We start from the raw sequence: 26,401 nt of genomic DNA, 5'->3' as shown, positions 1-26,401 counted from the left end.
GTCTAAGTTTGATCTTGTCGGGTCGAATTCGACCGCATAGCATGCGTCTCCAGTGCCGCGCCCGACGACGGCACACCAACGGAGACAAGCATCTTGAACTGGAAAGGCCTGAAAACCGGTGAGCGCACCGTGCTGGACCACGTGTTCTGGGCCAGCGGCATCTCGCGCGACGCCCTGGCCGCTGCGGCCTCGTTTTCCAAGACCCGCGCCAACGCCGCGGTGGCCGAGCTGCTCGAACAGGGCCTGCTGGAGCAGACCGGCGAGCAGGTGCCCACCGGCGGGCGCCGCGCCGACACCCTGCGCCTGAGCCGCAGCCTGGGCGTGCTCATCGGCGTGGCCGTGGGCGCCACCGGCCTGGAGGTCGGCATCCTCAGCCCCGACCTGACCGTGATGGCCCACCACAGCGAACCGGCCGACGTGCACGACGGCCCCGGCCCGGTGCTCTCGCGCATCCGCGTGCTCATGCACGAGCTGCTGGCGCGCTGCGGCGTGGCGCCGCGCCAGGTGATCGGCATCGGCATCGGCCTGCCCGGCCCGGTGGACTTCGACAGCGGCCAGCTGGTGAGCCCGCCGCTCATGCCGCTGTGGGACGGCTACTCCATCCGCGACGACCTGGCCGCTGACTTCAGCGCGCCCGTCTTCGTGGACAACGACGTCAACGTGATGGCCCTGGGCGAGCTCTGGCGCATGCAGCGCAGCCTGCCCAACTTCCTGGTGGTGAAGGTGGGCACCGGCGTGGGCTGCGGCATCGTCTGCCAGGGCCAGGTCTACCGCGGCGCCAATGGTTCGGCCGGCGACGTGGGCCACATCTGCGTGGTGCCCGACGGCCCGCGCTGCCACTGCGGCAACCTGGGCTGCGTGGAGACGCTGGCCGCCGGGCCCGCGATCGCGCGCATGGCCACCGAGGCGGCCCAGGCCGGTCAGAGCCCCCTGCTGGCGCGCAGGCTGGCCGAGCGCGGCGCGCTGCGCCTGCAGGACGTGGCCGAGGCCAGCCGCGCGGGCGACATGGCGGCCAACCAGGTGGTGCAGCGCTCGGGCGCGCTGGTGGGGCAGATGCTCGCCTCGGTGGTGAACTTCTTCAACCCCTCGCACGTGTTCATCGGCGGCGGCGTCACGCGCGTGGGGCCGCTGTTCCTGGCCGCCGTGCGCCAGAGCGTGTACCACCGCTCGCTCGCGCTCTCCACGCGGCACCTGGAGATCCAGTACACGCCGCTGGGCGAGCGCGCCGGCCTCATCGGCGCCGGCGTGCTGGCCATGCAGGAAAGCCTGCGGCAGATGGAGCAGGCGTGATGGCGGGCGCCGGCGTTCGCATCGAGCTGCGCGGCATCGTCAAGCGCTTCGGCCCGGTGCAGGTGCTGCACGGGGTGGACCTGGCCTTCGAGCCCGGCCGCGTCTACGGCCTGCTGGGCGAGAACGGCGCGGGCAAGTCCACCCTCATGAAGATCCTCGCGGGCTACGAGCAGCCCAGCGAAGGCGCGCTGCAGGTGAACGGCCGCGCCGTGCGGTTCGACGGCCCGCGCGCGGCCGAGGCCGAAGGCATCGTGCTGATCCACCAGGAATTCAACCTGGCCGAAGACCTCACGGTGGCCCAGAACATCTTCCTGGGCCACGAGAAAAAGCGGCACGGCTTCTGGCTCGACGACAGCGCCATGCGCGCCACCGCGCGCCGCGTGCTCGACGACGTGGGCCTGGCCAAGGTCCACCCCGACACCCGCGTGCGCGACCTCATCGTGGCCGAGCGCCAACTGGTGGAAATCGCCAAGGCACTGTCGCGCCATGCGCGCGTGCTCATCATGGACGAGCCCACCGCCACGCTCACGCCGGGCGAGACCGGCCGGCTGTTCGAGCTGGTGGCGCGCCTGCAGGCCGATGGCGTGACCGTCGTCTTCATCTCGCACAAGCTCGACGAGGTGGAGCGCATCACCGAAGAGGTGATCGTGATGCGCGACGGCCGCCTGGTGGCGCAGCAGGCCACGGCCACGCTCACGCGCGCTCAGATGGCGAACCTGATGGTGGGCCGCGAACTCGCCGACCTCTACCCGCCGCGCACCGAGGTGCCGGCCGACGCGCCGGTGCTGCTTTCGGTGCGGGCCCTGAGCGTGCCCGGCTGGGCGCAGGACGTGAGCTTCGAGGTGCGCGCGGGCGAGGTGTTCGGCTTCGCCGGCCTGGTGGGCGCGGGCCGCACCGAGCTCTTCGAGGGCCTGCTGGGCCTGCGCGAGCGCCGCGCGCAGGCGGTGCAGGTGGCCGGGCGCGCGCTGCTGCCGCGCTCGCCGCGCGAGGCGGCCAACGCCGGCCTCACCTACCTGAGCGAAGATCGCAAGGGCCGCGGCCTGCACGTGCGCTTCGGCCTGCGCGAAAACCTCACGCTGATGGCGCTGCAGCGCCACGCCCGCCCCTGGCTGCAGCCCGCGAGCGAAGTCGCCGCGCTGGCGCAGGCGGTGCGCGAGTTCGGCATCCGCACCGGCTCGCTCGACGTGCCGGCCGGTTCGCTCTCGGGCGGCAACCAGCAGAAGCTCGCGCTGGCCAAGGTGCTGCACCCGGACCCGCGCGTGGTGGTGCTCGACGAGCCCACGCGCGGCGTGGACATCGGCGCCAAGCGCGACATCTACGCCCTCATCCAGCGCCTGGCCGCCAGCGGCCGCGCGGTGGTCGTGATCTCGTCCGAACTCATGGAACTCATCGGCCTGTGCCACCGCGTCGCGGTGATGCGCTCGGGCCGCCTGCAGGCCACGCTCTCGGCCGCCGACCTCAACGAACAGGAGCTCATCGCCCATGCCACCGGAACGCACTGAGGCCTCCCCGGCCCCCGCCCAGGCCGTCGGCCGCGCCTGGCGCCTGCCCACGCTGGGCCCGCTGCTCGGCCTGGTGCTGCTGTGCATCGCTGGCACGCTGCTCAACCGCGAATTCGCCACCGTGGACAACGCCATGAACGTGCTCACGCGCACCGCCTTCATCGGCATCATCGCCGTCGGCATGTGCTTCGTGATCATCTCGGGCGGCATCGACCTCTCGGTCGGCTCCATGGCCGCCCTGATCGCCGGCGTGGTGATCCTGCTCATGAACAGGATTGCCCCGCTGGGCTGGCCGCCAGTGGCGGTGGTGATGGTCGGCATGGCCGCCGCCGTGCTGCTGGGCGCGCTGTTCGGCCTGGCGCACGGCCTGCTCGTCACGCGCGGGCGCATCGAGCCCTTCATCGTCACCCTGGGCACGCTGGGCATCTTCCGCGCCTACCTCACCTACTTCGCCGACGGCGGCGCGCTCGCGCTCGACAACGCGCTGGCCGACGCCTACGGCCCGGTGTACTACGGCAGCCTGCTGGGCGTGCCCGTCCCGGTGTGGATCTTCGTGCTGGTCGCGCTCGCCGGCGCCCTGTTGCTCAACCGCACCGCCTATGGCCGCTACGTGCAGGCGATCGGCTCCAACGAGCAGGTGGCGCGCTACGCCGCCGTGGACGTGGACCGCATCAAGGTGCTCACCTACACCTTGCTCGGCGTGTGCGTGGGCATCGCCACGCTGCTGTATGTGCCGCGCCTGGGCTCGGCCTCGCCCACCACCGGCCTGCTGTGGGAACTCGAAGCCATCGCCGCCGTGATCGTCGGCGGCACCGCGCTGCGCGGCGGCGCCGGCAGCATCGGCGGCACCGTGATCGGCGCCATCCTGCTCTCGGTCATCAGCAACATCCTCAACCTCACCAGCATCATCAGCGTGTACCTCAACGCGGCGGTGCAGGGCTTCGTGATCATCGCCGTCGCATTCATGCAGCGGCGGCGTCCCTGAAGGCACGCCCAAGCCTTCTTTCTTTCCCTGTCAGCATCACATCAAGGAGACAAGCATGAAGTACCGTTCCCGTCTGCTCGCGCTGGCCGCCGTGGCCGCGCTGGGCATGGCCAGCCCGCTGCTGGCACAGGCCCAGAACAAGGTGAACCTGGGCGTGGCCATCCCGGCCGCCACCCACAGCTTCGCCGCCGGCCTGGTGTACTGGGCCAACGAAGCCAAGAAAGAGCTGGAGAAGGACCCCAACATCAAAGTCACGATCAAGACCGCCAGCGGCGCACCCGAACAGGCCAACCAGCTGCAGGACCTGGTCACCGCGACCAAGATCGACTCGCTGGTGATCCTGCCCTTCGAGTCCGCCGCGCTCACCCGACCGGTGCAGCAGGTCAAGGCCAAGGGCGTCTACGTGACGGTGGTCGACCGCGGCCTCACCGACACCAGCGCGCAGGACGCCTACGTCTCGGGCGACAACACCGCCTTCGGCAAGGTGCCGGCCGAGTACCTCGCCAAGGCGCTCAACGGCAAGGGCAACATCGTCGCGCTGCGCGGCATCCCCACCACCATCGACAACGAGCGCATGGACGCCTTCAACGCGGTGATGAAGAACCACCCCGGCATCAAGGTGCTCGACGCCAAGCACGGCAACTGGAACCGCGACGACGCCTTCAAGGTGATGCAGGACTTCCTGACCCGCTTCAAGGAGATCGACGCCGTGTGGGCGGCCGACGACGACATGGCCTTCGGCGTGCTGCGCGCGATCGAGCAGGCCAAGCGCAAGGACATCAAGATCGTCTTCGGTGGCGCCGGTGCCAAAGCCATGGTCAAGACCCTGATGGACGGCACCAATCCGCTGATCCAGGCGAACGTGTCCTACTCGCCCAAGTTCCTCTACGACGCCATCAAGATGACCGCGCTGGCGCGCAAGAAGGGCGAGAAGCTGCCAGCCTCGACCATCGTGCCCTCGGTGCTGATCACGAAGGCGAACGCCAAAGACTTCTACTTCCCCGACTCGCCGTTCTGAGTCCGCGCCAGGAGGAATCCCATGAAAACCATCCAGGGACCCGGGATCTTCCTGGCCCAGTTCATCGGCACGGCCGCGCCGTTCGACACGCTCGACGGCCTGGCCGGCTGGGCCGCCTCGCTGGGCTACAAAGGGGTGCAGATCCCCACCAGCGATGAGGCGATCTTCGACCTCGAGCGCGCCGCCACCAGCGACACCTACTGCGACGAGGTGAAGGGCCGACTCGCCGCGCACGGCCTGCAGATCACCGAACTCTCCACCCACCTGCAGGGCCAGCTGCTTTGCGTGCACCCGGCCTACGACCTGCAGTTCGACGCCTTCGCCGCGCCCCATGTGCGCGGCAACCCCACGGCACGCACGGCCTGGGCGCATGAGCAGCTGCTGCTGGCCGCGAAGGCCTCGCAGCGCCTGGGCCTGAAAGCCCATGCCAGCTTCTCGGGCGCGCTGGCCTGGCCCTACCTCTACCCCTGGCCACAGCGACCGCCCGGCCTGATGGAAGCCGCCTTCGCCGAACTCGCGAAACGCTGGCGCCCGGTGCTCGACGCCTTCGACGCGGCCGGCGTGGACGTCTGCTACGAGCTGCACCCCGGCGAAGACCTGCACGACGGCATCACCTTTGAACGCTTCCTCGACGCCGTGGGCCAGCACCCGCGCGCGAACATCCTCTACGACCCCAGCCACTTCGTGCTGCAGCAGCTCGACTACCTGGCCTTCATCGACCACTACCACGAGCGCATCCGCGCCTTCCACGTGAAGGACGCCGAGTTCCGCCCCAACGGCAAGCAGGGCGTGTACGGCGGCTTCTCGAACTGGATCGACCGCGCCGGGCGCTTCCGCTCGCTCGGCGACGGCCAGGTGGACTTCAAGGGCATCTTCTCCAAGATGGCGCAATACGACTACGCCGGCTGGGCCGTGCTGGAGTGGGAGTGCTGCCTCAAGCACCCAGAAGACGGCGCGCGCGAAGGCGCGGCCTTCATCCGCGAGCACCTCATCCGCGTGGCCGACCGCGCCTTCGACGACTTCGCCGCAAGCGCGGGCGACCCCGCCACCCTGGCCGCCCTGCTGGGCCTGAACCGGGGCACGCCATGAGCACCGGCGAGCGCGCGACGCGGCGCATCCGCCTGGGCATGGTGGGCGGCGGCGACGGCAGCTTCATCGGCGCGGCCCACCGCATCGCCGCGCGCCTCGACGACCAGTTCGAGCTCGTGGCCGGCGCGCTCTCGTCCACCCCCGAACGCGCGCACGCCAGCGCCGCGAACCTGCACATCGCGCCCGAGCGCAGCTACGCCGACTACGCCGCCATGGCACGGGCCGAGGCACAGCGCGAGGACGGCATCGACGCCGTTGCCATCGTCACGCCCAACCACCTGCACGTGCCGGTGGCGCGCGCCTTCGCCGAGCAAGGCATCCACGTGATCTGCGACAAGCCGCTCGCCACCTCGCTGGCCGAGGCGAAAGCCCTCGCGCAGGTGGTGCGCGAGCGCGGCCTGCTGTTCCTGCTCACCCACACCTACGCGGGCTACCCCATGGTGCGGCAGGCCCGCGAACTCGTGGCCGCCGGCGAACTCGGCGAGCTGCGCATCGTGCAGGTGGAGTACGCGCAGGACTGGCTGGGCGAGCCGGTGGAACGCAGAGGCAACAAGCAGGCCGAATGGCGCGCCGACCCGAACCGCGCCGGCCCCGCCGGCGCGCTGGGCGACATCGGCACCCACGCCTACCAGCTGGCGCGCTGCGTGAGCGGCCTGAGCGTGCAGGAGCTGTCGGCCGAACTCACGAGCTTCGTGCCCGGCCGCGCGCTGGACGACCACGTGCAGGCCATGCTGCGTTTCGAGGGCGGCGCGCGCGGCATGCTGTGGGCCAGCCAGGTCGCCAGCGGCGCCTGCAACGCGCTGCGCCTGCGCGTCTACGGCACACGCGCCTCGTTGCACTTCGACCAGGAGCAGCCCGAGTTCCTGAGCTTCGCCCCGCAAGGCGGGCCGGTGCAGCAATTGCGCCGGGGCATGGCACCGCACACCGGCGCCGGCCGCGTCCCGGCCGGCCACCCCGAGGGCTATCTGGAGGCCTTCGCCGAGCTGTACCGGGATTTCGCCCGCGCCTGGCGCGGTGACACCAGCGCGGACATGCCCGGCCTGCTCGACGGCCTGGACGGCATGGCCTTCATCGAGGCCGTGCTGAGCAGCCACCGGCAGAACGCGCGCTGGGTGCGGCTCTAGAGGCGCTCGATCAGCGCCATCGCGGCGGCCGGTGCGCGCTCCTTGGCGCCGCTGATGAAATACATGAACACATCCCGGGCCTTGGCCTTCTTGCCCACGCCTTCGACGCGGGGCACGTCGGCCGGCTCACCGCCCGCGGCCCAGGTCTTCGCGGCCTCGGCCCAGCGGTCCAGCGCCTTCGGCGCGTACCCCGTCTTCACCTTCGGGTCGGTTCGCATCAGGCGCGCGTAGACGAAGTCGCCGGTCACATCGGCGAACGAGGGGTAGTCGTCCGAATCGGTGAACACCGTGGCGCAGCGGTGCTTTCGCGCGAGCGCGAGGTAGGCGGGGTCCAGGAAGCTCTGGTGCCGCACGTCCAGTGCGTGGCGCAGCGGCAGGCCATCCACCTCGCTGGGCAGCAGCTTCAGGAAGGCCTCGAAATCCACCGGATCGAACACCTTGGTGGGCGCGAACTGCCACACCAGCGGCCCGAGCTTGGGACCGAGTTCGCCCAGGCCGCTGCCGATGAAGCGTTCGATGGACTCGCCGGCTTCGGCCAGCACGCGGCGGTTGGTGGTGAAGCGGTTGGCCTTCAGGGAGAACACGAAGCCCTCGGGCGTCTCATCGCGCCACTTGGCGAAGGTGGGCGGCTTGAAGGTGCTGTAGTAGGTGCCGTTGACCTCGATGGCCGTGAGCTGCGTGCTGGCGTACGCCAGCTCCTTGCTGTGCGCCAGGCCCTTGGGGTAGAAGTTGTCGCGCCAGGGCTCATAGGTCCAGCCGCCCACGCCCGAGCGGATCGCGCCCGATGATGCCTTCTTGCCGGTGGCCATGGTCGTCTCCTGCGGGAAAAACGTCTGCCACTCTACCCGATCAAAGATCCAGCACCAGCCGGTCGGACAAGGACCCCGAACAGCAGATCATCAGGCTCTCATTTTTCGACCGCTCTTTCGCAGACAGCACCAGATCCCGGTGATCCGGCGTACCGCGGAGCACCCTCACTTCGCACGCCCCGCAGATGCCTTCCCGGCAGGAGAAAGCGACCTCGATGCCCGCCGCTTCGACGGCGTCCAGGATGCTCGTCCCCGCCGGCACCGTCAGGCATCGACCCGAACGGCTCAGCTCGATGGTGAAGGCCCTGTCGCCACCCGCAGCGCCCACGCCTTCGAAGTGCTCGATGTGCACCTGCTCGGGCGGCAGATTCGCCGTCGCCGCCACGAAGGCGTCGATCATCCGCTTCGGGCCGCAGCAGTAGAAATGCGCGCCCAGCGGCGCCTGGGCGACGATGCGAGGGAGGTCCAGCCGTTGCCGCCCGGGATCGTCGCCAGAACAGAAAACCATGGCTCCGCCGTGCGCCCGGGCGAAGCTTTCGATCTCGCCGTGAAACGCCGCATGCGCCCTGCTGCGGGCGGCGTAATGCAGGACCCACGGGGCCGATCGGCCCTTGAGCGCCTGGATCATGGACCACAGGGGCGTGATGCCAATGCCGCCGGCCACGAAGACCGAAAACGGCGCCTCGCGGTGGAAGCTGAAGTGGTTGGCCGGCGTCGAAATCTCGATCAACCGGCCGGGCGCGACCGCTTCAAAGAGGTACCTCGAACCGCCCGCCCCCTGAGGATTCAGCGCCACCGCCACCCGGTACGCCTGGGCGTCCCCGGGGTTTCCGCACAGCGAATACGAGCGGGTCAGCGTGGGCATCAGGTGCAGGTCGATGTGCGCACCCGCCACCGTGGGCGGAAAGGCATCGGGCACCACGGGGCGGAACTCGTAAGAGCGGATGCCCTTCGCGATCTCCTCCACGTGGTGAACCCTCGCCTGGATTCGAGGGACCGGCCCCGGCATCAGAAGTTGTGCTGCATGCCGAAGCCGTAGCCGGTGGTCGACTTGCCGGCGGCGTCCACATTGGCCGCGGCGTTCGCACGACCGGCGTTGACGTAGAAGGTGGTGCGCTTGCTCAGGTAGTACCGGTAGCCGAAGCTCACGCGGCGGGCATCGTCACCGATGCGGTCGCTCACGCCGTACTGGGCATAGGCCAGGCCGGCGCCCAGCGGCACGTTGACCCCCACCACCCAGGCGTTGTCCAGCGTGGACGCCAGACCCGCCTGATCCCGGTACGTGAAGAAGGCCTTGGCCGGTCCGAAGTCGTACGCCACACCAAGCTGGTTGACCGGCTCGCCCTTGGGCGCACCCACCTTGGGCGCGCGGTAGTTCACGAACGAAGCGCTCACCGGGCCGGCGTCGTAGCGCAGCGCCACGCCGTAGCCGTCGTTCTCCGCCGCCGCGTCAGATTCGGACGGTGTCCACTCCAGCTGCACGCGCAAGCCACCCCACGAGGGTGACAGGTACTGCACCGCGTTGGCCTGGAACACGCCGTAGTTCTGCGGCACGTTGAGCGCGGTGGAAGCCTCGTAGCCCGACACGCCCTTGGTGCCGTTGGCCGACAGCACGTTGCTCCACAGGATGTGCGCGGGACGGCCGGCGCGAACGGTACCGAAGTCGCCGCTCAGGCCCACGAACATGCCGTTGTTGCCGAGCACGTTGGCGGCCGTGGTGCCGTCGTCGCTGTTGAAGGACGTGGAGACCTGGAACACGGCCTTCAGGCCACCCCCGAGGTCCTCGGAGCCGCTCAGCGTCCAGTTGCTGGTGCCGCTGCGGCTGGGCGTCATCTTCAGCGCCTGGCCCGAGCTGGTCTTCTGCAGGCCGTTGTCGATGATGCCCGACAGCGTGACGGTGGATTGGGCGAAGGCGGCGCCTGTGGTCGCAACCGCGCCCAGCGCGGCCAGGCCGATCAGTGTTTTTTTCATGTGGGAAGGTCTCCTCGAAAACGGGTGGATGGAACAAACCTCCGGTGCCCGAGCGCCTGGCTCGCGGACCGTGCGGCGGGCGGATTATGTTGACGGCGCTCGCGCCGCAAACCGCCCGGCAGGCTGTATCAGTTATTCAATCCGCGACTACCTTCCCCATCCGTTCGATGGGTGGAACCCCGTTGCGGGGCTCAGGCCTGACGGCGGTGGGCCGCTTCGAGCAGCAGCTCGCGCCCGATCTCACCCGTGAGCGTGACCAGCCGGCCGTTGGCCTGCGACAGTGAGCCGCGCGTGGACACCGCCATGCAGATCTCGTTCTTCAGGCCGGGCGACGCGATGGGCAAGGGCACCACGTCCTGCTTGTGCGGCGAGAGGTTGCGCGACAGGTTGGACAGCACCGCAAAGCCCTCGCCCTTGGCCACCAGCTCGATGATGGTCTCGATGTTGTCGATTTCCATCGCGACCTTGGGCACCTTCCTGGCCCGCCGCAGGGCCTCTTCGAACGTGGCCCGGATCGCATTGGGGCGGCTGGGTGCGATCAGCGGAAACTCGCACAGATCGGCCAGGGTGACAGGCCCTTTCCGGGCCAGCGCCTTGGCGTTGCGCAGCGAGGCCATGAGGAAAAGCTCTTCGGTGATCAGCGGCGTGGTCTCCACCAGCGGCGTGGCGGGCGGCGTGTACGTGATCGCCACGTCGATGGCACCGGTGCACAGGCTGTCCACCAGGAAGGTGGACCGCCCCTGGATCACGGCGAGATCGGCGCTGGGTTCCAGCTTTCTCAGGCGGGAGAGCAGCTCGGTGGCGATGGTCGCGGCCAGGGTGTAGGGCAATCCGATCGCAAAACGCCCCGCCCCGGTGGCGCGCACATCGGCTTCGGCTTCCGCGAGCTGGTCGAGGATGCGGCGGGCGTGCCGCTGCAGCCGCAGGCCCGCCTCCGTCGGCGAGACACCGCGGCCATTCCTCACGAACAGGCGCCGTCCAAGGGCCTCCTCCAGCAGGCTGATCTGCTTGCTCAGCGAGGGCTGCGTCACCCGCAGCACCGTGGCCGCGCGGCTGAAGCTGCCCACCTGGGCAATGGTCGCGAAATACCGCAGCTGCTTGATGTCCATGTCTCGCCTTGTCGTATTCCTTTTAACTATAACTGATACAGCTTGCCCTGAGGCCCCCGCGACAGGGCCGACAACATAATCGCCCTGGGGACAGCCATACAAGACTTTTGCAGGAGACAAGATGACCATGATTTCCGATTCGCGCCGCTTCGCGGCCACGGCAGCCGCCGCGGCGCTGCTCGCGCTGCTGCCCGCGGCATCGCAGGCCCAGAACAGCGGCCAGCTGGTCGTGGGCCAGTTGCAGTTCGTGCCCAACACCCACCCGCTCATCCAGGTCAACAACACCAAGCTGTTCCTGATGGGCTTCATCCAGCGCCCCATCACGGCCTTCGACCCCTCGGGCCAGAGCGTGTGCATTCTCTGCACGGTCAAGCCCACGCTGGAAAGCGGCATGGCCAAGATCGTGGACCTGCCCGGCGGCAAGAAAGGCATGCAGGTCACGCTCAAGCTGCGGCCAGACGCCAAATGGGGCGACGGCACGCCGGTCAGCGCCAAGGACATCGCCTTCACCTGGAAGATGGCCAACGACGGCAACGTCGGCTTCTCGAACTACAACGCCTGGACCCGCGCGAACAAGGTCGACATCGTCGACGCCAAGACCGTCGTGCTGCACCTGCCCAAGGTGGGCGTGGGCTACGACAGCTGGGACCACGTGCTGCCCGCGCACCTGGAAGGCCCCATCTACGAGAAGTTCAAGACGCCGGACGAGTACGCCAAGCAGAGCCTGTACAACCGCGACTCCACCAACCCGGGTCTGTGGAACGGCGCCTACGTCGTGTCCTCCATGCAGCTGGGCGCCCAGGTGACGCTGGTGGCCAACAAGCACTGGCGCGACAAGGTGCAGATCCCGAAGGTGGTGCTGAGTTACCGCAGCAGCGCCACCGCCCTGGTGCAGAACCTGCTCTCCGGCGACCTCGACGCGGTGCCGGTGAGCCCGGGCGGCATCAGCTTCACGCAGATGCTCACGCTGCGCAAGGAAAACGCCGGCCGCTTCAGCTTCCCTGTGGGCCCGGGCTACAACCTCGAACGCGTGGCCTTCCAGCTCAAGAACCCCTTGCTGGCCGATGTGCGGGTGCGCAAGGCCATTGCCCACGCGATCGATCGCGAAGCCATCAGCGCCCGCCTGTTCGAGAAGCTGCAGCCGGTGGCGCACAGCATCGTGGTCCCGACCAGCGTGAACCACAGCCCCGATGTGCCGCGCTACACCCACGACCTGGCCCGAGCCCGCGCGCTCATGGCCGAAGCGGGCTGGAAGCCCGGCCCCGACGGCATCTGCGTGAACGAGGCCGGCCAGAAGATGGCGTTCGACCTCGTCACCACGGCCGGCAACCAGACCCGCCTGCAGATCGCCCAGGTCATGCAGAATCAGCTCAAGGCGATCTGCATCAACCTGGCCGTGAAGCAGGCGCCGATCGCGGTGTTCAATGGCGAAGAGATGCGCAAGCGCCAGTTCAACGGCATGAGCCTGTCGTCGATCCAGTTCCCGCCGTCGACCTCGCCCGCGCTGTTCCTGGGCAGCGAGGGCATCCCCACCGACAAGAACGAATGGACCGGCAACAACTTCTCCGGCTACGCCAGCCCCGCGATGGACGCGGCCGTCGCCGAGGCCGAGTCCGCGCTGCAACCTGCGGCCGCGAAGGCCGCCTGGGCCAAGATCCAGCGCATTGCCGCCGATGAACTGCCCATCCTGCCGATGTACTTCTACGCCACCGCGTGGGTCGCGCCCAACGACTTCTCCGGCATGGACGTCTCCCGCTTCGACCAGCCCACCAACTGGGCCGAGGAATGGCGCCGGAAATGACGCGCCGCCGCGTGTGAGCGCCCCATGAGCGTGGCGCGCTGGCTCCCGCTGGTGGTGGCATGGCCGATGTTCCTGCAGAACCTGGACTCGACCGTGCTGGCCACCGCCCTGCCCTCCATGGCGCGTTCGCTGGACGTTCCCGTCCTGCACCTGAACCTGGCGATCACGGGCTACCTGCTCAGCCTGGCGCTGTTTCTGCCGGTCAGCGGCTGGCTCGCCGAACGCTGGGGCCCCAAACGCCTGTTCTGCCTGGCCATCGCCTGCTTCACGCTGGGCTCGCTGCTCTGCGGCTTCTCGCGCAACCTGCCCGAGCTGGTGGTCTGCCGGCTGCTGCAGGGCATGGGTGGCGCGATGATGGTGCCCGTGGGCCGCCTCATCCTGCTGCGCAACGTCGAGCCGCTGCAGATGATCCGTGCGATGGTGTGGTTCACGGTGCCGGGCACGGTCGCCCGCCTGGCAGGCCCGCTGGTGGGTGGGGCCATCGTCACACTGGTGTCCTGGCGCTGGATCTTCGCCGTGCAGTTGCCCCTGGGTTTGCTGGGCGTGTTCCTGGCGTGGCGCATGCTGCCCGAAGACACGCCCCACCCCCGTCACAACCCCCGCGTGCCCTTCGATGCGCTGGGCTTCGCCCTGCTGGCAGGCGGGCTGGCGGCGGTGATCGCCGGGCTGGAACTGGGCGGCAAGAGCCTGCTCTCGCCGGCCCAGACCACCGCCGTCATCGGTGCGGGCCTGGGCGCCCTGGGTGCCTACCGCTGGCACAGCACCCGCACACCCCATCCCCTGATCGACCTGCGCGTCTTCGGGCACTTCACCTACCGCACCGCCATCGTGGGCGCCGTGCCCCTGCGCATTGCCATCGGCGCCGCCCCGTTCCTGCTGCCCCTGCTGATGCAGGTCGGCTTCGGCCTGTCGCCCCTGCAGTCCGGCCTGCTGACCTTCGCGGGCGCCATCGGTTCGCTCTCCAGCCGGACGACGGTGTCGTGGATGCTGCGCCGCTTCGGCTTTCGCAGCATGCTGATCGCCGCCACGCTCGCCTCCAGCGTCTGCTATCTGGGCTACGGCCTGTTCACGGCGGGCACGCCGCAGGAAGTGATGTTCGCCGTGATGCTGCTGGGCGGCCTGTGCAACGCCACGGCCATGGTGGCCCTGAACAGCCTGGGCTACAGCGACATCCCGCGCGAACAGGCCAGCCACGCCACCACGGCCGCTACCATGGTGCACCAACTGTCGATGACATTCGGCGTGGTCGTCGGCTCCACCTTGCTCGCGCTGGCCAGCCGGCTGCGCGCCGGACCCGGGGCCACGCTGCAGGCCATCGACTTCTCGTTCGTCTTCTTCGCCATCGGCGGCCTGACCACGCTGTGCGTGCTCGGGTTCCGGCGACTGAAGCAGGAGGACGGGGCCCAGATGCGCGGGGAATGAACGCCGGTTCGTCCCTGTTTTCCAACCCACCTTTGTTCACGACCCGCCATGACCGCAACCCTCTCCCTGCAACAGGCCTTCGCCCCCACCGGCCGTCTGCGCGCCTCCATCAACCTGGGCAACCCCATCCTCGCCAACCAGGACCCGGCCACCGGGCAACCGGGCGGTGTCTCGGTGGATCTGGCGCGCCACCTGGCGCAGCGGCTGGGGGTCGAGATCGAGCTGGTGGTGTTCGATGCCGCGGGCAAGTCCGTGGAGGCGGTCCGCAACGGCGCGGCCGATGTCGGCTTCTTCGCAATCGACCCGCTGCGTGGTGAAGGCATCGCGTTCACCGCGCCCTACGTGCTGATCGAAGGCAGCTACCTGGTGCGCAACGACTCGGCGCTGCAGCACAACGACGAGGTGGACCGGCCGGGCACGCGCGTCACCGTGGGCAAGGGCAGTGCCTACGACCTGTTTCTCACCCGCGAACTCCGGCACGCGGAGATCGTTCGCGCGCCCACCTCGCCCACCGTGGTCGACGAATTCGTGCGCCAGGGGCTGGATGTCGCGGCGGGCGTCAAGCAGCAACTGGAGCAGGACCAGCACCGCCACCCGGGCTTGCGGCTGTTGCCGGGCCGCTTCATGGTGATCCAGCAGGCCATGGGCCTGCCCAAGGACCGCGGCGCGGACGCGGCGCGCTACCTGCACGGCTTCGTGGAGGACATGAAGTCGTCGGAGTTCGTGGCCGCCGCCCTGCACCGGCACGGCATCCAGGGCGCGTCGGTCGCCCCGGCCGCGCCGCACACCGGTCCGTGAAACCCTGCCGCCGTCAGGCCGCGCGGTTGACCACCCGGATCGGCCGCCCGTCGAGGAAGCCCAGGATCGCCTCCACCGCGTCCTCGTAGTACACGGTCAGCATCTCGCGCGTGAAATAGCCCATGTGCGGCGAAAGCACCGTGTTGTCCAGCCGCCGCAAGGGATGGTCTGCGGGCAAGGGCTCGACCTCGAACACGTCCAGCCCCGCCGCGCCGATCTCGCGCTTGTGCAGCGCCTCGATCAAGGCGACTTCGTTCACGATGGCCGCGCGCGCGGTGTTCACCAGCACCGCGTCGGGCTTCATCAGCGCCAGCTCGCGCGAGCCGATCAGGTGGCGCGTGCCCTCGGCCAGCGGCAGGTGGATGCTCACCACGTCGCTCTGCCGCAGCAAGGTGTCCATCGGCACGCACTGCGCGCCCGCCACCGCGGCGCGCTCGGGCGTGAGGCGCGGGCTCCAGGCCATCACGTTCATCTCGAACGCCTTAGCGTAGGCCGCCATGCGGCCGCCGATGCGGCCCAGGCCCAGGATGCCCAGGGTCTTGCCTTTCAGCGTGGTGCCCATGCGGGTCTGCCAGCCGCCCCGGCGCATCACGGCATCGTCGTGCGCCAGGTGGCGCGCGGCGGCGATCACCAGGCCCCAGGCGAGCTCGGACACACCGCCGCCGCCCCGGGTCACTTCCGAGTTCGACACCACGATGCCGCGCGCGGTGGCCGCGGCCACGTCCACACAGTCGTAGCGCATGCCGGTCACGGCGATGTACTTCAGCTTCGGCAGGCGCGCCAGCACCGACGCCGGAAACGCGGTGCGCTCGCGCAGGGTGCAGACGATGTCCACGTCCGCGAGCACCGAGACCAGCTCGTCTTCGTCGGCCAGCTTGCGGTGGATCACCACCATCTCGCAACGGTCTTCCACCGCGCGCCAGTCGACGAGCTGGCGGGCCACGTCGAGGTAGTCGTCCAGCAGCGCCAGCTTCACGGTGCCTCGCCCGCAGCGGCAGCACGCGCGGGAAACTGCAGCACGAACACATGCAGGCCGCCGTCGCCCGCCTGGGCGGTGTAAGCCGCCTCGTCGGGCGCCACGAAGACGAGCGACAGCCGGGGCATGGCGCCCTCCTGCGCGTGCAGCAGGTGGCCTTCCATCACCAGCCAGAACTGCCCGCCGCCCAGGGCCGGCGCCGGCCCTTGCACCGAGGCATTCGGCCCCAGCGTGTACGACCACGCGGCCATGCCGTCCGGCATCTGCGCCATCAGCGTGGTCATGCGCACTCCCTCTTGCGCGGCCAGCTCGGCCGGGCTGGGCGAGCGCTCCTCGAAGGTCGCTTCGCGGCGCGCCACGCCCTGGGCGCGCAGGCTGGCGCTGTTCTCGGGCAGCCACTGGGCGCCGCCGTCGTAGGCGTTGCGCAGCGTCATGTAGGACAGGCCGGTCTCGCCCCCGACGATGGGGCCGTAGCCGGAGTACGGGCCCACGAAATGCCCCAGGCCGGCGGCGGCCTGCCGGGTGCCGATCCGGCCCTCGCCGGTCACGAACACCTGGAACTGGTCGGCCACATGGAAGTGGGGCCGCAACGTGGTGTGGGGCCCTTGCTCCACCAGGTAGGCGATGGGAAAGAGCACACCCGGCTCGGGCTGGCCCGACACGCGGTGCCGGTCCTCGCCGATGAACTGCGTGCGCGAGTTGGAATTCGAGTGCGGGCTGTAACGGTTGAGCAGCGCCTTGTCTGCGTGAGCCACCAATGCCATCAGGCTTCTCCTTGTGTCATGTGCGGGGTTGCTGCCGCCTTCAGCGGTCGGCACGCGGGTCGAAGGCCACGCGCAGGCCATCGCCCAGGAAGTTGAACGCGATCACGGTCACGAAGATCAGCAGGCCGGGGTACACGGCGAGCATGGGCGCCGTGGTGGCGAGTTCCTGCGCGTTGTTGAGCATGTTCCCCCAGGTGGGGGTGGGCGGCATGACCCCGACGCCGAGGAAGCTGAGCGTGGACTCCAGCAGGATCACGCGGCTCACCGTCAGCGTGGAGGCCACGATGATGGGCGTGGCCACATTGGGCAGCACGTGCGTGAGGATGTTGTAGAGGCCGCTGCCGCCGCTGACGCGGGCGGAGAGCACATAGTCCTGGCCACGCACGGTCAGCGTGCCGGCTCGCACGACGCGGGCGATGGTGGTCCAGTCGACCAGCGAGATGATGATCACGATGCGCCAGAACGACACCATCGGGCTTTGCGCCAGGTCGTGCGGCACGCCCAGCTTGCTCAGGTCGATGGCGGCCATCACCACCAGCAGCGGCACCAGCGGCAGGGCGATCATGCAGTCGGTCGCGCGCATCAGGAAGGCGTCGGTGCGCCCGCCGACGAAGCCCGCCAGCACACCGATGGCCACGCCGATCACGGCGCCGAACAGCGTGGCCAGCACGCCCACCGCGAGCGAGATCTGGCCGCCGTACATGAGGCGCAGCAGCACGTCGCGGCCGATCTCGTCGGTGCCCAGCAAGTACCGGGCACTGGGTTCGCTGTAGCGCTCGAACAGGTCGGAGGCGTTGGGGTCGATGCCCATCAGCGCACCGTACAGCGGCGCGCTGAAGCAGAACACCGCCAGCAGCACCAGCACCACCAGGGAGATCGCGGCGGGCTTGTGGTGCAGCAGCGCCTGCCAGCGCGTGGCCCAGATGGAACGCGGGGCGGCGTGGCCCGAAGAAAGCGTGCTGGTGGTCATTTGAGAGAGATCCTCGGATCCAGCCAGCCGTAGGCCAGGTCGGCCACCAGGTTGGCGAACAGGGTGATGAGGGTGGCGAACAGCACGCCGATCATGGCGACGTTGAAGTCCTTGTGCATGACGGCGTCGTAGATCGCCTTGCCCATGCCCTGGATGCCGAACATGGTCTCGACCACCAGGGCACCCGACATCAGCGAGCCGAAACTCAGCGCCATCAGCGTGACCACGGGCACCAGCGCGTTGCGCAGGGCGTGGCGGCTGATGACTGTCCATTGGTTCAGCCCCTTGGCGCGGGCCGTGCGGATGAAGTCGGCGTTCAGCGTCTCGATCATCGAAGCCCGCACGTAGCGGATGTACTGGCCCATGCTGAAGAGGGTGAGCGTGAGCACCGGCAGCACCAGGTAACGCAGCTCCTGCAGGAAACCCATGCCCGGGTCCAGCGCGGTCGCGGTGGCGGGCACCCATTGCAGCTTGACGGCGAACACCATCAGGAAGATGAGCGCGACCCAGAACGCCGGCGAGGAGATGCAGGCGAAGGCCACGAAGCTGATCACGTTGTCGAGCCACCCCCCGGGCTTCATGGCCGCGATGCAGCCCAGCACGATGGAGGCCGTCACGCTGATGACGAAGGTCAGGATCATCAGCTTGGAGGTCTGCACCAGCGCCGGCGCCAAAACGGCGGAGACCGGCTTGAAATGGGTGTTGGAGTACCCCATGTCCCCCGCGGCCAGGCTGTTCAGCCAGCTCCAGTAGCGGGTGAGCACCGGTTGGTCGACACCATGGAGCTGGCGCATCTGGGCCACCAGCTCGGGCGTGAGGGAGGGATTGCCCTCCAGCATCAGGTCCACCGGATCGCCCGGCAGCAGCGAGATCATGTTGTACAGGGCAAACGACATGATCACGGCCACCAGCAGGGCCTGGGCGGTGCGACGTAGGCTATAGCTGCTCAATGCACTACTCCTTGAAATGACAGGCGGCCCACTGGCCGGAACGATCGGACAGCGCTTCGAGCACGGGCTCGACGCTGCGGCAGATGTCGGTGGCCTTGGGGCAACGGGTGTGGAAGACGCAGCCCGAGGGCGGGTTGATGGGGCTGGGGATTTCGCCCTTCAGGGTCGATGCGCCCCTTTGGCGGCGCGCCCCGATGCGGGGGGCCGCATCCAGCAGGGCCCGGGTGTAGGGGTGGCTGGGCCGCGAGAACAGCTCGTCGCGGCCTGCGATCTCGACCAGGCGGCCCAGGTAGAGCACCGCCACGCGGTCCGCGATGTGGTGCACCACCGCGAGGTCGTGGCTCACGAACAGCAGGGCCAGCTTGCGGCTGTCCTTGAGGTCCATGATCAGGTTGAGCACCTGGCTCTGGATCGACACGTCCAGCGCCGACAGCGGCTCGTCGGCGACGATCAGCTCGGGGTTGGAGATCAGCGCACGGGCGATCGCGATGCGCTGCCGCTGCCCGCCCGAGAACTCGTGCGGGTAGCGGTCGGCCGCGTCGGCGGGCAGGCGCACCTGCTCGATCATGGCGCGCACGCGCTCGCGCCGCTGCGCTGCCGTGCCCTCGCCCAGCAGGCGCAAGGGCTCGGCCACGATGTCGCCCACCAGCATGCGCGGGTCCAGCGCGGAGAACGGGTCCTGGAAGACCATCTGGATCTTGCCCGAGGACTGGATCCGTTCGCCCCGAAAACGCACCTGGCCCGCCGTGGGCACCTCCAGCCCGGCGACCACCCGACCCAGCGTGGTCTTGCCGCTGCCGCTTTCACCCACCAGGGCCAGCGTTTCGTTCTCGCCGATCTTCAGGCTGACCTTCTCCACCGCGCGCAGGGTCTTGCCCGGCTTGAACAAACCCGCGCCCACCTTGAAGTGGACGCACATCGAATCGATATCCAGCAACACACTCATACGTCCACCTTGTGGCAGGCAACCCAGTGGTCGGCTGCGTGCAGTTCCAGCTCGGGAGACACCGCGCGGCAATGGTCGTCGGCCAGCCGGCAGCGGCCGGCGAACCGGCAGCCCCGGAAATCGACGTCCAGCTTGGGCACCGCACCCGGAATCACCGGCAGGCGGGCCACGCGGCGCTGGGGATCGGGCAGGGTCTCGATCAACCCGCGGGTGTAGGGGTGCAGCGGGGAGGTGAAGAGGTCATCGGCCTGCGCCTTCTCCACCACCTTGCCCGCGTACATCACCACGATCTCGTCGGCGATCTCCGAGATCACCGCGAGGTTGTGGCTGATGAACTGGATCGCCATGCCCAGGCGCTCCTGCATCTCCACCATCAGGTCGAGCACCTGCGCCTGGATGGTCACGTCCAGCGCGGTGGTGGGCTCGTCGGCCACCAGCACGGCCGGCCGGCACGCCAGGGCGATGGCGATCATGGCCCGCTGGCGCATGCCGCCGGAGAGCCGGTGCGGGTAGTCCTTGGCCCGCAACGCGGGCGAGGGAATGCCCACCGATGCCAGCGCCTCCACGGCCTGCTCGTGGGCTTCTCGCCAGCCCAGGCGGCGGTGCCGCACCAGCACCTCGGCGATCTGGCGGCCGATCGTCATGACCGGGTTGAGCGCGCTCATCGGCTCCTGGAAGACCATCGCGGCACGGGCACCACGGCTGTCCGCCCAGACGCGCTCGGCGGCGCCCACCATCTCCTGGCCGGCCAGGCGGATCGACCCCGACACCAGTCCATTGGACGGTGCCAGGCCCATGACGGCCAGCGAGGTCATGGTCTTGCCACAACCGCTCTCGCCCACCACACCCAGCGTGCGGCCGGCGGCGATCGAGAAGGACACGCCGGAGACCACCTCCACGCGGCGTCCCTGCTTCTCGAACGCCACGGTGAGGCCGCCCACCTCGAGGGCGGGCGGGGCCGCGGCTTCTGGCATCACCAGCTTCTGTGACATGAAAGTCCTCCTGACTCAGGATTGTTTCAGCCTCAGAAGCGAATGACGCCCACACCGTTCTCGATCGTCACTTCCGTGCCGAAATTCTTCGACAGGCGCTGGATCCGGCCCAGGGCACGCTCGGCCGTCTCGCCCGTCGCGAGCAGGGGGCGGCCGTCGGTCAGCGCATGCTCGCCCTGACCGGTCTGGCGCGTGATGGTGCCTTCGCGGGCCGTGCGGCCCATCTCCACCGGGTGCAGCGTCATGCTGACGAACTTCCCGTCCTTCATCTCCAGGCTCATCAGGGCAGACGCCCACCAGGCTTCGTTGTGGGTGTCCAGGCCCGGGTGCAGCGGGTGGTCGGCCGGGTTGAGCGTGGGCAGGCGGTCCATGTCGTGGCCCCAGCTTTCGTAGCTGTCGTAGGGCACGCGGCGGATGAACTCGGACTGGGCGAAGAAGTTGCCGGTGCCGTAAATGATGGGCTTGCCCTTGTAGATCTCGATGCCCAGCGTCCAGTGCCAGCCGTGCGCCACATAGATGTCCGCGCCGGCGTCGATCGCCGCGTGGGCGAATTCGCGCACGAACATCGGCACCTTCTCGCGGCGCTTGCCGTCGGCGATGTTGTAGTGGTGCGCCACGATCACCAGGTCGGCCATCTTCTTGGCTTCGTCGATCGAACGCAGGTTGCCCGCCAGATCGCGTGGGTGGCAGCGGCTCTGGATCTCGAAGTGATCGCCGGCGGTGAAGACGTTGGAGCCGCGCGTGGACTGGTCGCCCGGCATCTGGAAGCTGAACTCCTCGGCCTTCAGGCCGGTGCCCATGGTGGAGCCATCGGCCTGGCGCAGCACGTCCAGCTCGCGCGCGATGGCCTTCATCTGCTCGGCCGCTTCCTGCGTCAGCACGTAGTTGAAGCTGGCGCGCAAGGGGTTGATGCCGGGGCGGCCCTTGTAGCCGCCCTTGCCCAGGCTGGCCCATTCGTTGGGCTTGTTGCCCGAGGTGGTGGAGATCAGCGCCACGCGGCCATGGCGGGTTTCAAGGTAGGCCGGCTCGCGGGCCTCTTCGAGGTCCAGGCCGGTGCCCGCGGCCTCGACGCCCGCTTCCTGCAGGTGCTTCTTGGTCGCCAGCATGCCGGCGGGTCCGAAGTCCAGGCTGTGGTTGTGCGCCAGGGACATGATGTCGATACCCGCCCACTTCAGGTCGCGCGCCACGGCGGGGTCGGCCATCATGAAGCTGCCCAGCCAGTCGCCGCGGTTGGGGTATTCCAGTTCGCGGCTGTGCGCCAGGTTCATCTCCAGGTGGGCGTAGGTCAGGTCCGCGCCACGCAGCAGGTTGATGACGCGCATCGACTCTTCGTCGTCATGCACCGAGAAGGGACGGGCCGCCATGCATTCGCCCGCCAGCGCGATATTCCAGGTCAGTTTGGGAGAGGCCATTGTTGTGCTCCGGTTCGCGCCCGGGGAACGGGCCGCGATTGTCTGTGTGTCAAAGCGCGTGCGAGAGATCGCCGCGCTGCGTTGGTTGAGAAGTCAGCGGGTGCTGAGGGCTTCAGGGCGCGATTATGTGGAGCCGGCCCCGATCCGGAGCCCCATTCAGGCTGTATCAGTTATAGCTTTATAGAATACCTGTACGAGATCTGCACAGGGTGGAGTCTTTGAAGGTATTCAAAACAAGGCGGTCGATGACGGTGGTCGTCCGGGCCCCATAAGCTCGGGGTTTCCCGACCTTGACTGCCGCCATCCCATGAAAGACGTTCTCCCCGCCTACGCCCACCCCTTCATCGACGTCATCACCATCGCGCTGCAGATCGCGCTGATCGTCTTCGTGGCGCTGCTGCTGCGCTCGCTGCTGCACCGCCTCATCACCCGTGTGGGGGAGGATCACCGGCTGCCGCTGGAACTGGTGATCGGGGGCCGTCGCGTGGTCACCTTCCTGCTGTTCGGCGCCGCCCTGCTGCTGGTGCTGGACCGCGTGGGCGTCTCCGGCATGGTGATCTGGACCGCCTTCACCGGCTTCGCCACCGTGGGCGCCATCGCCTTCTTCGCGGCCTGGAGCGTGCTCTCCAACATCTTCTGCGCGGTGCTGATCTTCACCTCGCGCCCGTTCGGCCTGCACGACCGCATCGAGCTGCTCGAAGGCGGCGACAAGCCCGGCCTGGCCGGCGAGGTGATGGACATCAACCTGATCTACACCACGCTGCGCGAAGACACCCCGGCCGACGCCGAGCCGTCCTACCTGCGCGTGCCCAACAGCCTGTTCTTCCAGCGCACCACGCGGCTGCGCACGCGCGAGTCGGTGGTGCGTTCGCTGCTGGACTGAGCGGCGCTCACGCCATGGCGGCGGCCAGCACCTCGCGCACGCGCGCAGCGTGCGGAATCGGCGCCACCGCGCCATAGCCCTCGGTGGAGAGTGCGGCCACCGTGGCGGCGTAGCGCCCGGCGGTGGGCAGGTCGTCGCCCGCCACCAGCCGTGCCACGAAAGCCCCGCCGAAGGCATCGCCCGCACCCGTGGCATCCACCGGCCGGCAGTGCGCCGGCGCGATGCGGTGGCGCTCGCCGGCCGTGGCCACGATCGCGCCTTGCTCGCCCATCTTGAGCGCCACCGTCTTCGCGCCCAGGCGCAGGCAGTGGTCCACCAGAGCATCGGGCTCGCGCAGGCCGGTGATGGCGACCACGTCGTCGTAGCTCGGCAGGCAGATGTCGCTCAGGCCGATCACGTCCGTCATGACGGCGCGCGCGCGCTCCACCGACCACAGCTTGAGCCGCAGGTTGGTGTCGAACGACACCCAGGCCCCGGCGGCGCGCGCGCATTCGATGGCGGCGTAACCGGCGTCGCAGGCGTTCGGTGAAATCGCCAGCGAGATGCCCGAGAGGTGCAGCACGCGCGCCGTCTCGATCGGCGCGCGCGGCAGCATGGCCGGCGTGAGCCGGCTCGCGGCCGAGCCGCTGCGGAAGAAGCTGAAGTGGTGGCCCTGCCCGTTGTGGGTCACGAAGTAGATGGCACTGAAGGCCGCCGGGTCGGTGAGCACGTGGCGGTGGTCCACGCCCTCCTCGTCCCACAGGCGGCGCAGCAGGGCGCCGTAGGGGTCGTCGCCCAGCGCGCTCACATAGGCCACGCGCGCGCCCTGGCGGGCGGCGGCGATGGCGAAGTTGGAGGTGTCGCCGCCGAAGCCCTGCAGGTAGCTGCGCCCGCCGTTCTCCCCGGTCTGGTTGAACTCGACCATGGCCTCGCCCAGGGCCACGATCTGCGCGGCCCCGGCGTGGCTGGGTGCCTCAGATGCGGCCATATTTGGCCAGGCCCTTGCGCAGCGACTTCTCGGCCATGATGAGCTTGGCCTGCTCCAGCTCGCGCTCGTCGATCTCGCGCGACGCGGCCAGCACCTCGGCGGCCCGGGCGCGCGGCACCACGACCACGCCGTCCACATCGCCGACCAGGATGTCGCCCGGGTGCACCACGATGCCGCCCACGCGCACCGGAACCTGGGACGCCACCGTGCGGTAGCGGCCCAGCGTGGTGCCGGGGCTCACGTCGCGGGCATAGACCGGGAAGCCGTAGTCGCGCCGGATCTCGGTGAGGTCGCGCACGCCGCCGTCCAGCACCGCACCGGCGTGGCCGTTGGCCACGGCGCCGGCCGTCATGAGGCCGCCCCACACCGCCACGTCGGGCTGGCCGCCTTCGATGGCGATCACGATCACGCTGCCGGGTTCGGCTTCGTCGATCAGGTCCAGCGCGTGCTGGGGCGGCACGAATTCATCGGTCGCCGATTCGAGCACGGTGGCGGCGGGGCCGCAGAGGCGCTTGTCGTTGATGCGCGGCTTGATCGGCGTGTCCATGTAGCCGCGTTTTCCGCAGACCTTGTCCACCGCGTCGGCCACCGAGGCCACAGCCACCTGGTTGAAGCCGTCGACCAGCTCCTTCAATTCCTTGTTCATCGTTTCTCCGTTCAATCAAAAAAATCACCAGCGGTTGAGCCAGTGCAAGGGTTGTTCTCCGCGCAGCACGCGCACCGCCTCCTGCGCCGTCTTGAGCTGCAGTTCGCGCATGGCCTCTTCGCTGTACCAGCCCATGTGGTTGGTCACGACCACGTTGTCCAGGCCGAACAGCGGGTGCGCGCCCGGCGGCTCCTGCTCGAACACGTCGAGCCCCGCACCGAGGATGCGGCGCTCGCGCAAAGCCTCGTACAGCGCCTGCGTGTCCACCAGGCCACCGCGCGCCGTGTTCACCAGGATGGCGGTGGGCCGCATGAGCGCGATGCGCCGCGCGTCCACCATGTGTTTGGTCTGCCCGTTGAGCGGCGCGTGCAGCGAGATCACGTCGGCCTCAGCGAACAGGGTGTCGAGGTCGGTGCGCTCCACGCCCGGGGGCATGTCGCTCTTGGGGTCGTGCACCAGCACGCGGCCGAAACCGAAGCCGGCCAGCTTCTCCAGCGTCATGCGCGCGATGCGGCCGAAGCCCACCAGGCCCAGCGTGCGCCCGCGCAGCCGGAACATGGGCTGCAGCACGCCGGTGGACCAGCGGCCGGCGCGCACCTCGGCGTCGTGCAGGCCGATGCGGCGCGAGACGGCCAGCGCCAGCGCCACGGCCTGCGAGCTCACCTCGTCGGTGCCGTAGTCGGGCACGTTGGCCACCATGATCCCGCGCTCGCGCGCGGCGGCCTGGTCGATGTTGTCCACGCCGATGCCGTAGCGGATCACCGCGCGGCAGCGGGTCATGGCGTCGATCACCCGGCGCGACACCGGCGACTCGCGCACCAGCACCACGTCGGCGTCCACCACCGAGGCCGCCGCCGCGTTTTCGTCGCGGCGGCAGGGGCGCACCTCGAAGCGCGCGCCCTCGGCGCCCAGCAGGGCCTCTTCCTGGTCGTAGGCGGCGTAGCCGTCGTCCAGGGCCACCACCAGGCGGTCTTGCGTCACCCCGTCGCTCACTTGGCGGCAGCGGCTTGCAGCAGCTTCTCGGTCCACTCCTTGCTCACCTCGGCTTCGAGGTAGGCGCGCACCGGCGGCTGGGCGACCTTGCGGAAGCGGTCGATCTCGGCCGGGGTGAGTTCGGTCACCGTCATGCCTTTTTCGGTCAGCACCTTCTTGGCCGAGAGGTCCTGCGCGCGCGTCATGTCGCGGTGGATCTTCTTGGCGATGTCCACGCCTTCGGTCACGGCCTTCTTCTCGGTGGCATTCAGGCCGTTGAAGAAGCGCTCGCTGACCATGTAGGCGTGCAGGCTGTACACGTGGCCGTCCAGCGTGATGTGTTTCTGGTGCTGGAACAGGCTGGCGGCCATGATGTTGGTGACGCCGTTTTCCTGGCCGTCAGCCGTGCCTTGCGCGAGCGCGGCGGGCAGTTCGCCCCAGTCGATCGCGGTGGGGCTGGCGCCCAGCGACTCGACCAGCTTCACGAACACCGGGCTGGGCTGCACACGGATCTTCAGACCCTTCATGTCCTCGGGGGTCTTGATGGCGCGCTTGTTGTTGGTGAAGTGGCGGATGCCGTTGTCGGCGTAGCCCATGAGGCGGATGCCGGTGCGCTTGCGCATGTCCTCGGCCAGCTCCTGGCCGAACTTGCCGTCGAGCACGGCGTAAGCGTGCGCGTGGTCGTTGAAGAGGAAGGGCAGGCCGAAGATGTTGAAGGTCTTGTAGACGCCGGGAATGCCGCCGTCGTGCACCACGGCGAGTTCGACCGTGCCCAGGCGCAGGCCTTCCATGACCTGCTGCGCCGGGCCCAGCTGGCCGGCGGGGTACAGCTCGACCTTGAGCGAGCCGTTGGTGGCTTTCTCCACGTGGTCCTTGAACGCGAGCGCGGCGGCGTGCTTGGGCTGGTCGTTGCCGGCCGGCTGGTAATGCGTGTACTTCAGCACCTTCTGCGCGAACGCGGGGCCGGCGCCGAACGCCAGCAGGGAGGCGGGGGCCCCCGCCCCC

25 protein-coding genes are annotated in these 26,401 nt (G+C 69.0%); 10 read left to right on the top strand and 15 right to left on the bottom strand.

The annotated features are described in order from the left end of the window. Window positions 1-93 precede the first annotated feature (93 nt). From AC07ZS_RS14860 to AC07ZS_RS14835, 6 genes are read left to right on the top strand one after another with little or no spacing between them, the layout of a single operon-like run. Window positions 94-1,290 (top strand): ROK family transcriptional regulator, encoded by a 1,197-nt coding sequence (locus tag AC07ZS_RS14860; protein WP_494799306.1) that lies wholly within the window; start codon window positions 94-96, stop codon window positions 1,288-1,290. Beyond that, window positions 1,290-2,792, top strand: coding sequence for a sugar ABC transporter ATP-binding protein (locus tag AC07ZS_RS14855; protein WP_494799315.1), 1,503 nt, complete (start codon window positions 1,290-1,292; stop codon window positions 2,790-2,792). The genes AC07ZS_RS14860 and AC07ZS_RS14855 overlap by 1 nt, the downstream gene beginning before the upstream one ends. Continuing rightward, the gene (locus AC07ZS_RS14850) at window positions 2,773-3,777 is read left to right on the top strand and encodes an ABC transporter permease (RefSeq protein WP_494799305.1); all 1,005 of its coding nucleotides are present in this window, start codon (window positions 2,773-2,775) and stop codon (window positions 3,775-3,777) included. The genes AC07ZS_RS14855 and AC07ZS_RS14850 overlap by 20 nt, the downstream gene beginning before the upstream one ends. 55 nt (window positions 3,778-3,832) lie before the next feature. Further along, on the top strand, window positions 3,833-4,795 hold the full coding sequence (locus AC07ZS_RS14845) for a substrate-binding domain-containing protein (RefSeq protein WP_494799304.1): 963 nt from the start codon (window positions 3,833-3,835) through the stop codon (window positions 4,793-4,795). 21 nt (window positions 4,796-4,816) lie between these two features. After that, the gene (locus tag AC07ZS_RS14840; RefSeq protein WP_494799303.1) at window positions 4,817-5,884 is read left to right on the top strand and encodes a sugar phosphate isomerase/epimerase family protein; all 1,068 of its coding nucleotides are present in this window, start codon (window positions 4,817-4,819) and stop codon (window positions 5,882-5,884) included. Further along, the gene (locus AC07ZS_RS14835) at window positions 5,881-7,008 is read left to right on the top strand and encodes a Gfo/Idh/MocA family protein (RefSeq protein WP_494799302.1); all 1,128 of its coding nucleotides are present in this window, start codon (window positions 5,881-5,883) and stop codon (window positions 7,006-7,008) included. The genes AC07ZS_RS14840 and AC07ZS_RS14835 overlap by 4 nt, the downstream gene beginning before the upstream one ends. Here the strand turns inward: AC07ZS_RS14835 and AC07ZS_RS14830 are convergent. The 4 genes from AC07ZS_RS14830 to AC07ZS_RS14815 form a co-directional block, all read right to left on the bottom strand. Next, the gene (locus tag AC07ZS_RS14830; protein WP_494799301.1) at window positions 7,005-7,817 is read right to left on the bottom strand and encodes a DUF72 domain-containing protein; all 813 of its coding nucleotides are present in this window, start codon (window positions 7,815-7,817) and stop codon (window positions 7,005-7,007) included. The genes AC07ZS_RS14835 and AC07ZS_RS14830 overlap by 4 nt on opposite strands. Before the next feature lie 40 nt (window positions 7,818-7,857). Further along, window positions 7,858-8,784 (bottom strand): PDR/VanB family oxidoreductase, encoded by a 927-nt coding sequence (locus tag AC07ZS_RS14825; RefSeq protein ID WP_494799300.1) that lies wholly within the window; start codon window positions 8,782-8,784, stop codon window positions 7,858-7,860. 41 nt (window positions 8,785-8,825) lie between these two features. Then, window positions 8,826-9,788, bottom strand: coding sequence for a porin (locus AC07ZS_RS14820; protein WP_494799299.1), 963 nt, complete (start codon window positions 9,786-9,788; stop codon window positions 8,826-8,828). 191 nt (window positions 9,789-9,979) lie between these two features. Then, window positions 9,980-10,897 (bottom strand): LysR family transcriptional regulator, encoded by a 918-nt coding sequence (locus AC07ZS_RS14815; RefSeq protein ID WP_494799298.1) that lies wholly within the window; start codon window positions 10,895-10,897, stop codon window positions 9,980-9,982. A gap of 121 nt (window positions 10,898-11,018) precedes the next feature. Between AC07ZS_RS14815 and AC07ZS_RS14810 the strand changes: the two genes are divergently transcribed. The 3 genes from AC07ZS_RS14810 to AC07ZS_RS14800 are packed head-to-tail and all read left to right on the top strand — an operon-like array spanning window position 11,019 to window position 14,918. Then, window positions 11,019-12,698 (top strand): peptide ABC transporter substrate-binding protein, encoded by a 1,680-nt coding sequence (locus AC07ZS_RS14810; RefSeq protein ID WP_494799297.1) that lies wholly within the window; start codon window positions 11,019-11,021, stop codon window positions 12,696-12,698. A gap of 24 nt (window positions 12,699-12,722) precedes the next feature. Next, window positions 12,723-14,120 carry an MFS transporter gene (locus tag AC07ZS_RS14805; protein ID WP_494799296.1) on the top strand — a complete coding sequence of 466 codons (1,398 nt, stop codon included), beginning with the start codon at window positions 12,723-12,725 and terminating at the stop codon, window positions 14,118-14,120. Window positions 14,121-14,168: 48 nt separating this feature from the next. Beyond that, window positions 14,169-14,918 carry an ABC transporter substrate-binding protein gene (locus tag AC07ZS_RS14800; protein ID WP_494799295.1) on the top strand — a complete coding sequence of 250 codons (750 nt, stop codon included), beginning with the start codon at window positions 14,169-14,171 and terminating at the stop codon, window positions 14,916-14,918. A 13-nt stretch (window positions 14,919-14,931) separates the two neighbouring features. Here AC07ZS_RS14800 and AC07ZS_RS14795 read toward each other — a convergent pair whose 3' ends face one another. The 7 genes from AC07ZS_RS14795 to AC07ZS_RS14765 are packed head-to-tail and all read right to left on the bottom strand — an operon-like array spanning window position 14,932 to window position 21,928. Beyond that, a complete protein-coding gene (locus tag AC07ZS_RS14795) occupies window positions 14,932-15,894 on the bottom strand; it encodes a D-2-hydroxyacid dehydrogenase family protein (protein WP_494799294.1) in 963 nt (320 codons plus the stop codon). Beyond that, window positions 15,891-16,658 carry a hypothetical protein gene (locus AC07ZS_RS14790; RefSeq protein ID WP_494799293.1) on the bottom strand — a complete coding sequence of 256 codons (768 nt, stop codon included), beginning with the start codon at window positions 16,656-16,658 and terminating at the stop codon, window positions 15,891-15,893. The genes AC07ZS_RS14795 and AC07ZS_RS14790 overlap by 4 nt, the downstream gene beginning before the upstream one ends. A gap of 40 nt (window positions 16,659-16,698) precedes the next feature. Then, a complete protein-coding gene (locus AC07ZS_RS14785) occupies window positions 16,699-17,628 on the bottom strand; it encodes an ABC transporter permease (protein ID WP_494799292.1) in 930 nt (309 codons plus the stop codon). Then, window positions 17,625-18,578: an ABC transporter permease gene (locus AC07ZS_RS14780; RefSeq protein WP_494799291.1), complete on the bottom strand. Its 954-nt coding sequence runs from the start codon at window positions 18,576-18,578 to the stop codon at window positions 17,625-17,627. Before AC07ZS_RS14780 ends, AC07ZS_RS14785 begins: the two co-directional genes overlap by 4 nt. Before the next feature lie 4 nt (window positions 18,579-18,582). Continuing rightward, window positions 18,583-19,524, bottom strand: a complete 942-nt coding sequence (locus AC07ZS_RS14775) for an ABC transporter ATP-binding protein (protein WP_494799290.1) — start codon at window positions 19,522-19,524, stop codon at window positions 18,583-18,585. Further along, the gene (locus AC07ZS_RS14770) at window positions 19,521-20,516 is read right to left on the bottom strand and encodes an ABC transporter ATP-binding protein (protein WP_494799289.1); all 996 of its coding nucleotides are present in this window, start codon (window positions 20,514-20,516) and stop codon (window positions 19,521-19,523) included. Before AC07ZS_RS14770 ends, AC07ZS_RS14775 begins: the two co-directional genes overlap by 4 nt. 32 nt (window positions 20,517-20,548) lie before the next feature. Next, window positions 20,549-21,928, bottom strand: a complete 1,380-nt coding sequence (locus AC07ZS_RS14765; protein ID WP_494799288.1) for a CapA family protein — start codon at window positions 21,926-21,928, stop codon at window positions 20,549-20,551. Between the two features lie 307 nt (window positions 21,929-22,235). Here AC07ZS_RS14765 and AC07ZS_RS14760 point away from each other — a divergent pair, with 307 nt between their 5' ends. After that, on the top strand, window positions 22,236-22,811 hold the full coding sequence (locus tag AC07ZS_RS14760) for a mechanosensitive ion channel domain-containing protein (protein WP_494799287.1): 576 nt from the start codon (window positions 22,236-22,238) through the stop codon (window positions 22,809-22,811). A 7-nt stretch (window positions 22,812-22,818) separates the two neighbouring features. On the opposite strand, the gene AC07ZS_RS14755 is transcribed toward AC07ZS_RS14760, so the two are convergent. The 4 genes from AC07ZS_RS14755 to AC07ZS_RS14740 are packed head-to-tail and all read right to left on the bottom strand — an operon-like array spanning window position 22,819 to window position 26,376. Continuing rightward, window positions 22,819-23,778 carry a sugar kinase gene (locus tag AC07ZS_RS14755; RefSeq protein WP_494799286.1) on the bottom strand — a complete coding sequence of 320 codons (960 nt, stop codon included), beginning with the start codon at window positions 23,776-23,778 and terminating at the stop codon, window positions 22,819-22,821. Then, window positions 23,765-24,424 carry an RraA family protein gene (locus AC07ZS_RS14750; RefSeq protein ID WP_494799285.1) on the bottom strand — a complete coding sequence of 220 codons (660 nt, stop codon included), beginning with the start codon at window positions 24,422-24,424 and terminating at the stop codon, window positions 23,765-23,767. The genes AC07ZS_RS14755 and AC07ZS_RS14750 overlap by 14 nt, the downstream gene beginning before the upstream one ends. 24 nt (window positions 24,425-24,448) lie before the next feature. Beyond that, the gene (locus AC07ZS_RS14745) at window positions 24,449-25,405 is read right to left on the bottom strand and encodes a C-terminal binding protein (RefSeq protein WP_494799284.1); all 957 of its coding nucleotides are present in this window, start codon (window positions 25,403-25,405) and stop codon (window positions 24,449-24,451) included. An 8-nt stretch (window positions 25,406-25,413) separates the two neighbouring features. Further along, window positions 25,414-26,376 carry a TRAP transporter substrate-binding protein gene (locus tag AC07ZS_RS14740; protein ID WP_494799314.1) on the bottom strand — a complete coding sequence of 321 codons (963 nt, stop codon included), beginning with the start codon at window positions 26,374-26,376 and terminating at the stop codon, window positions 25,414-25,416. Between the last annotated feature and the right edge of the window lie 25 nt (window positions 26,377-26,401).

This window comes from Hydrogenophaga sp. GW456-12-10-14-TSB4, from assembly GCF_059424305.1.
The sequence above is the reverse complement of the archived record's forward strand: the minus strand, read 5'-3'. Positions and strand labels throughout refer to the sequence as shown.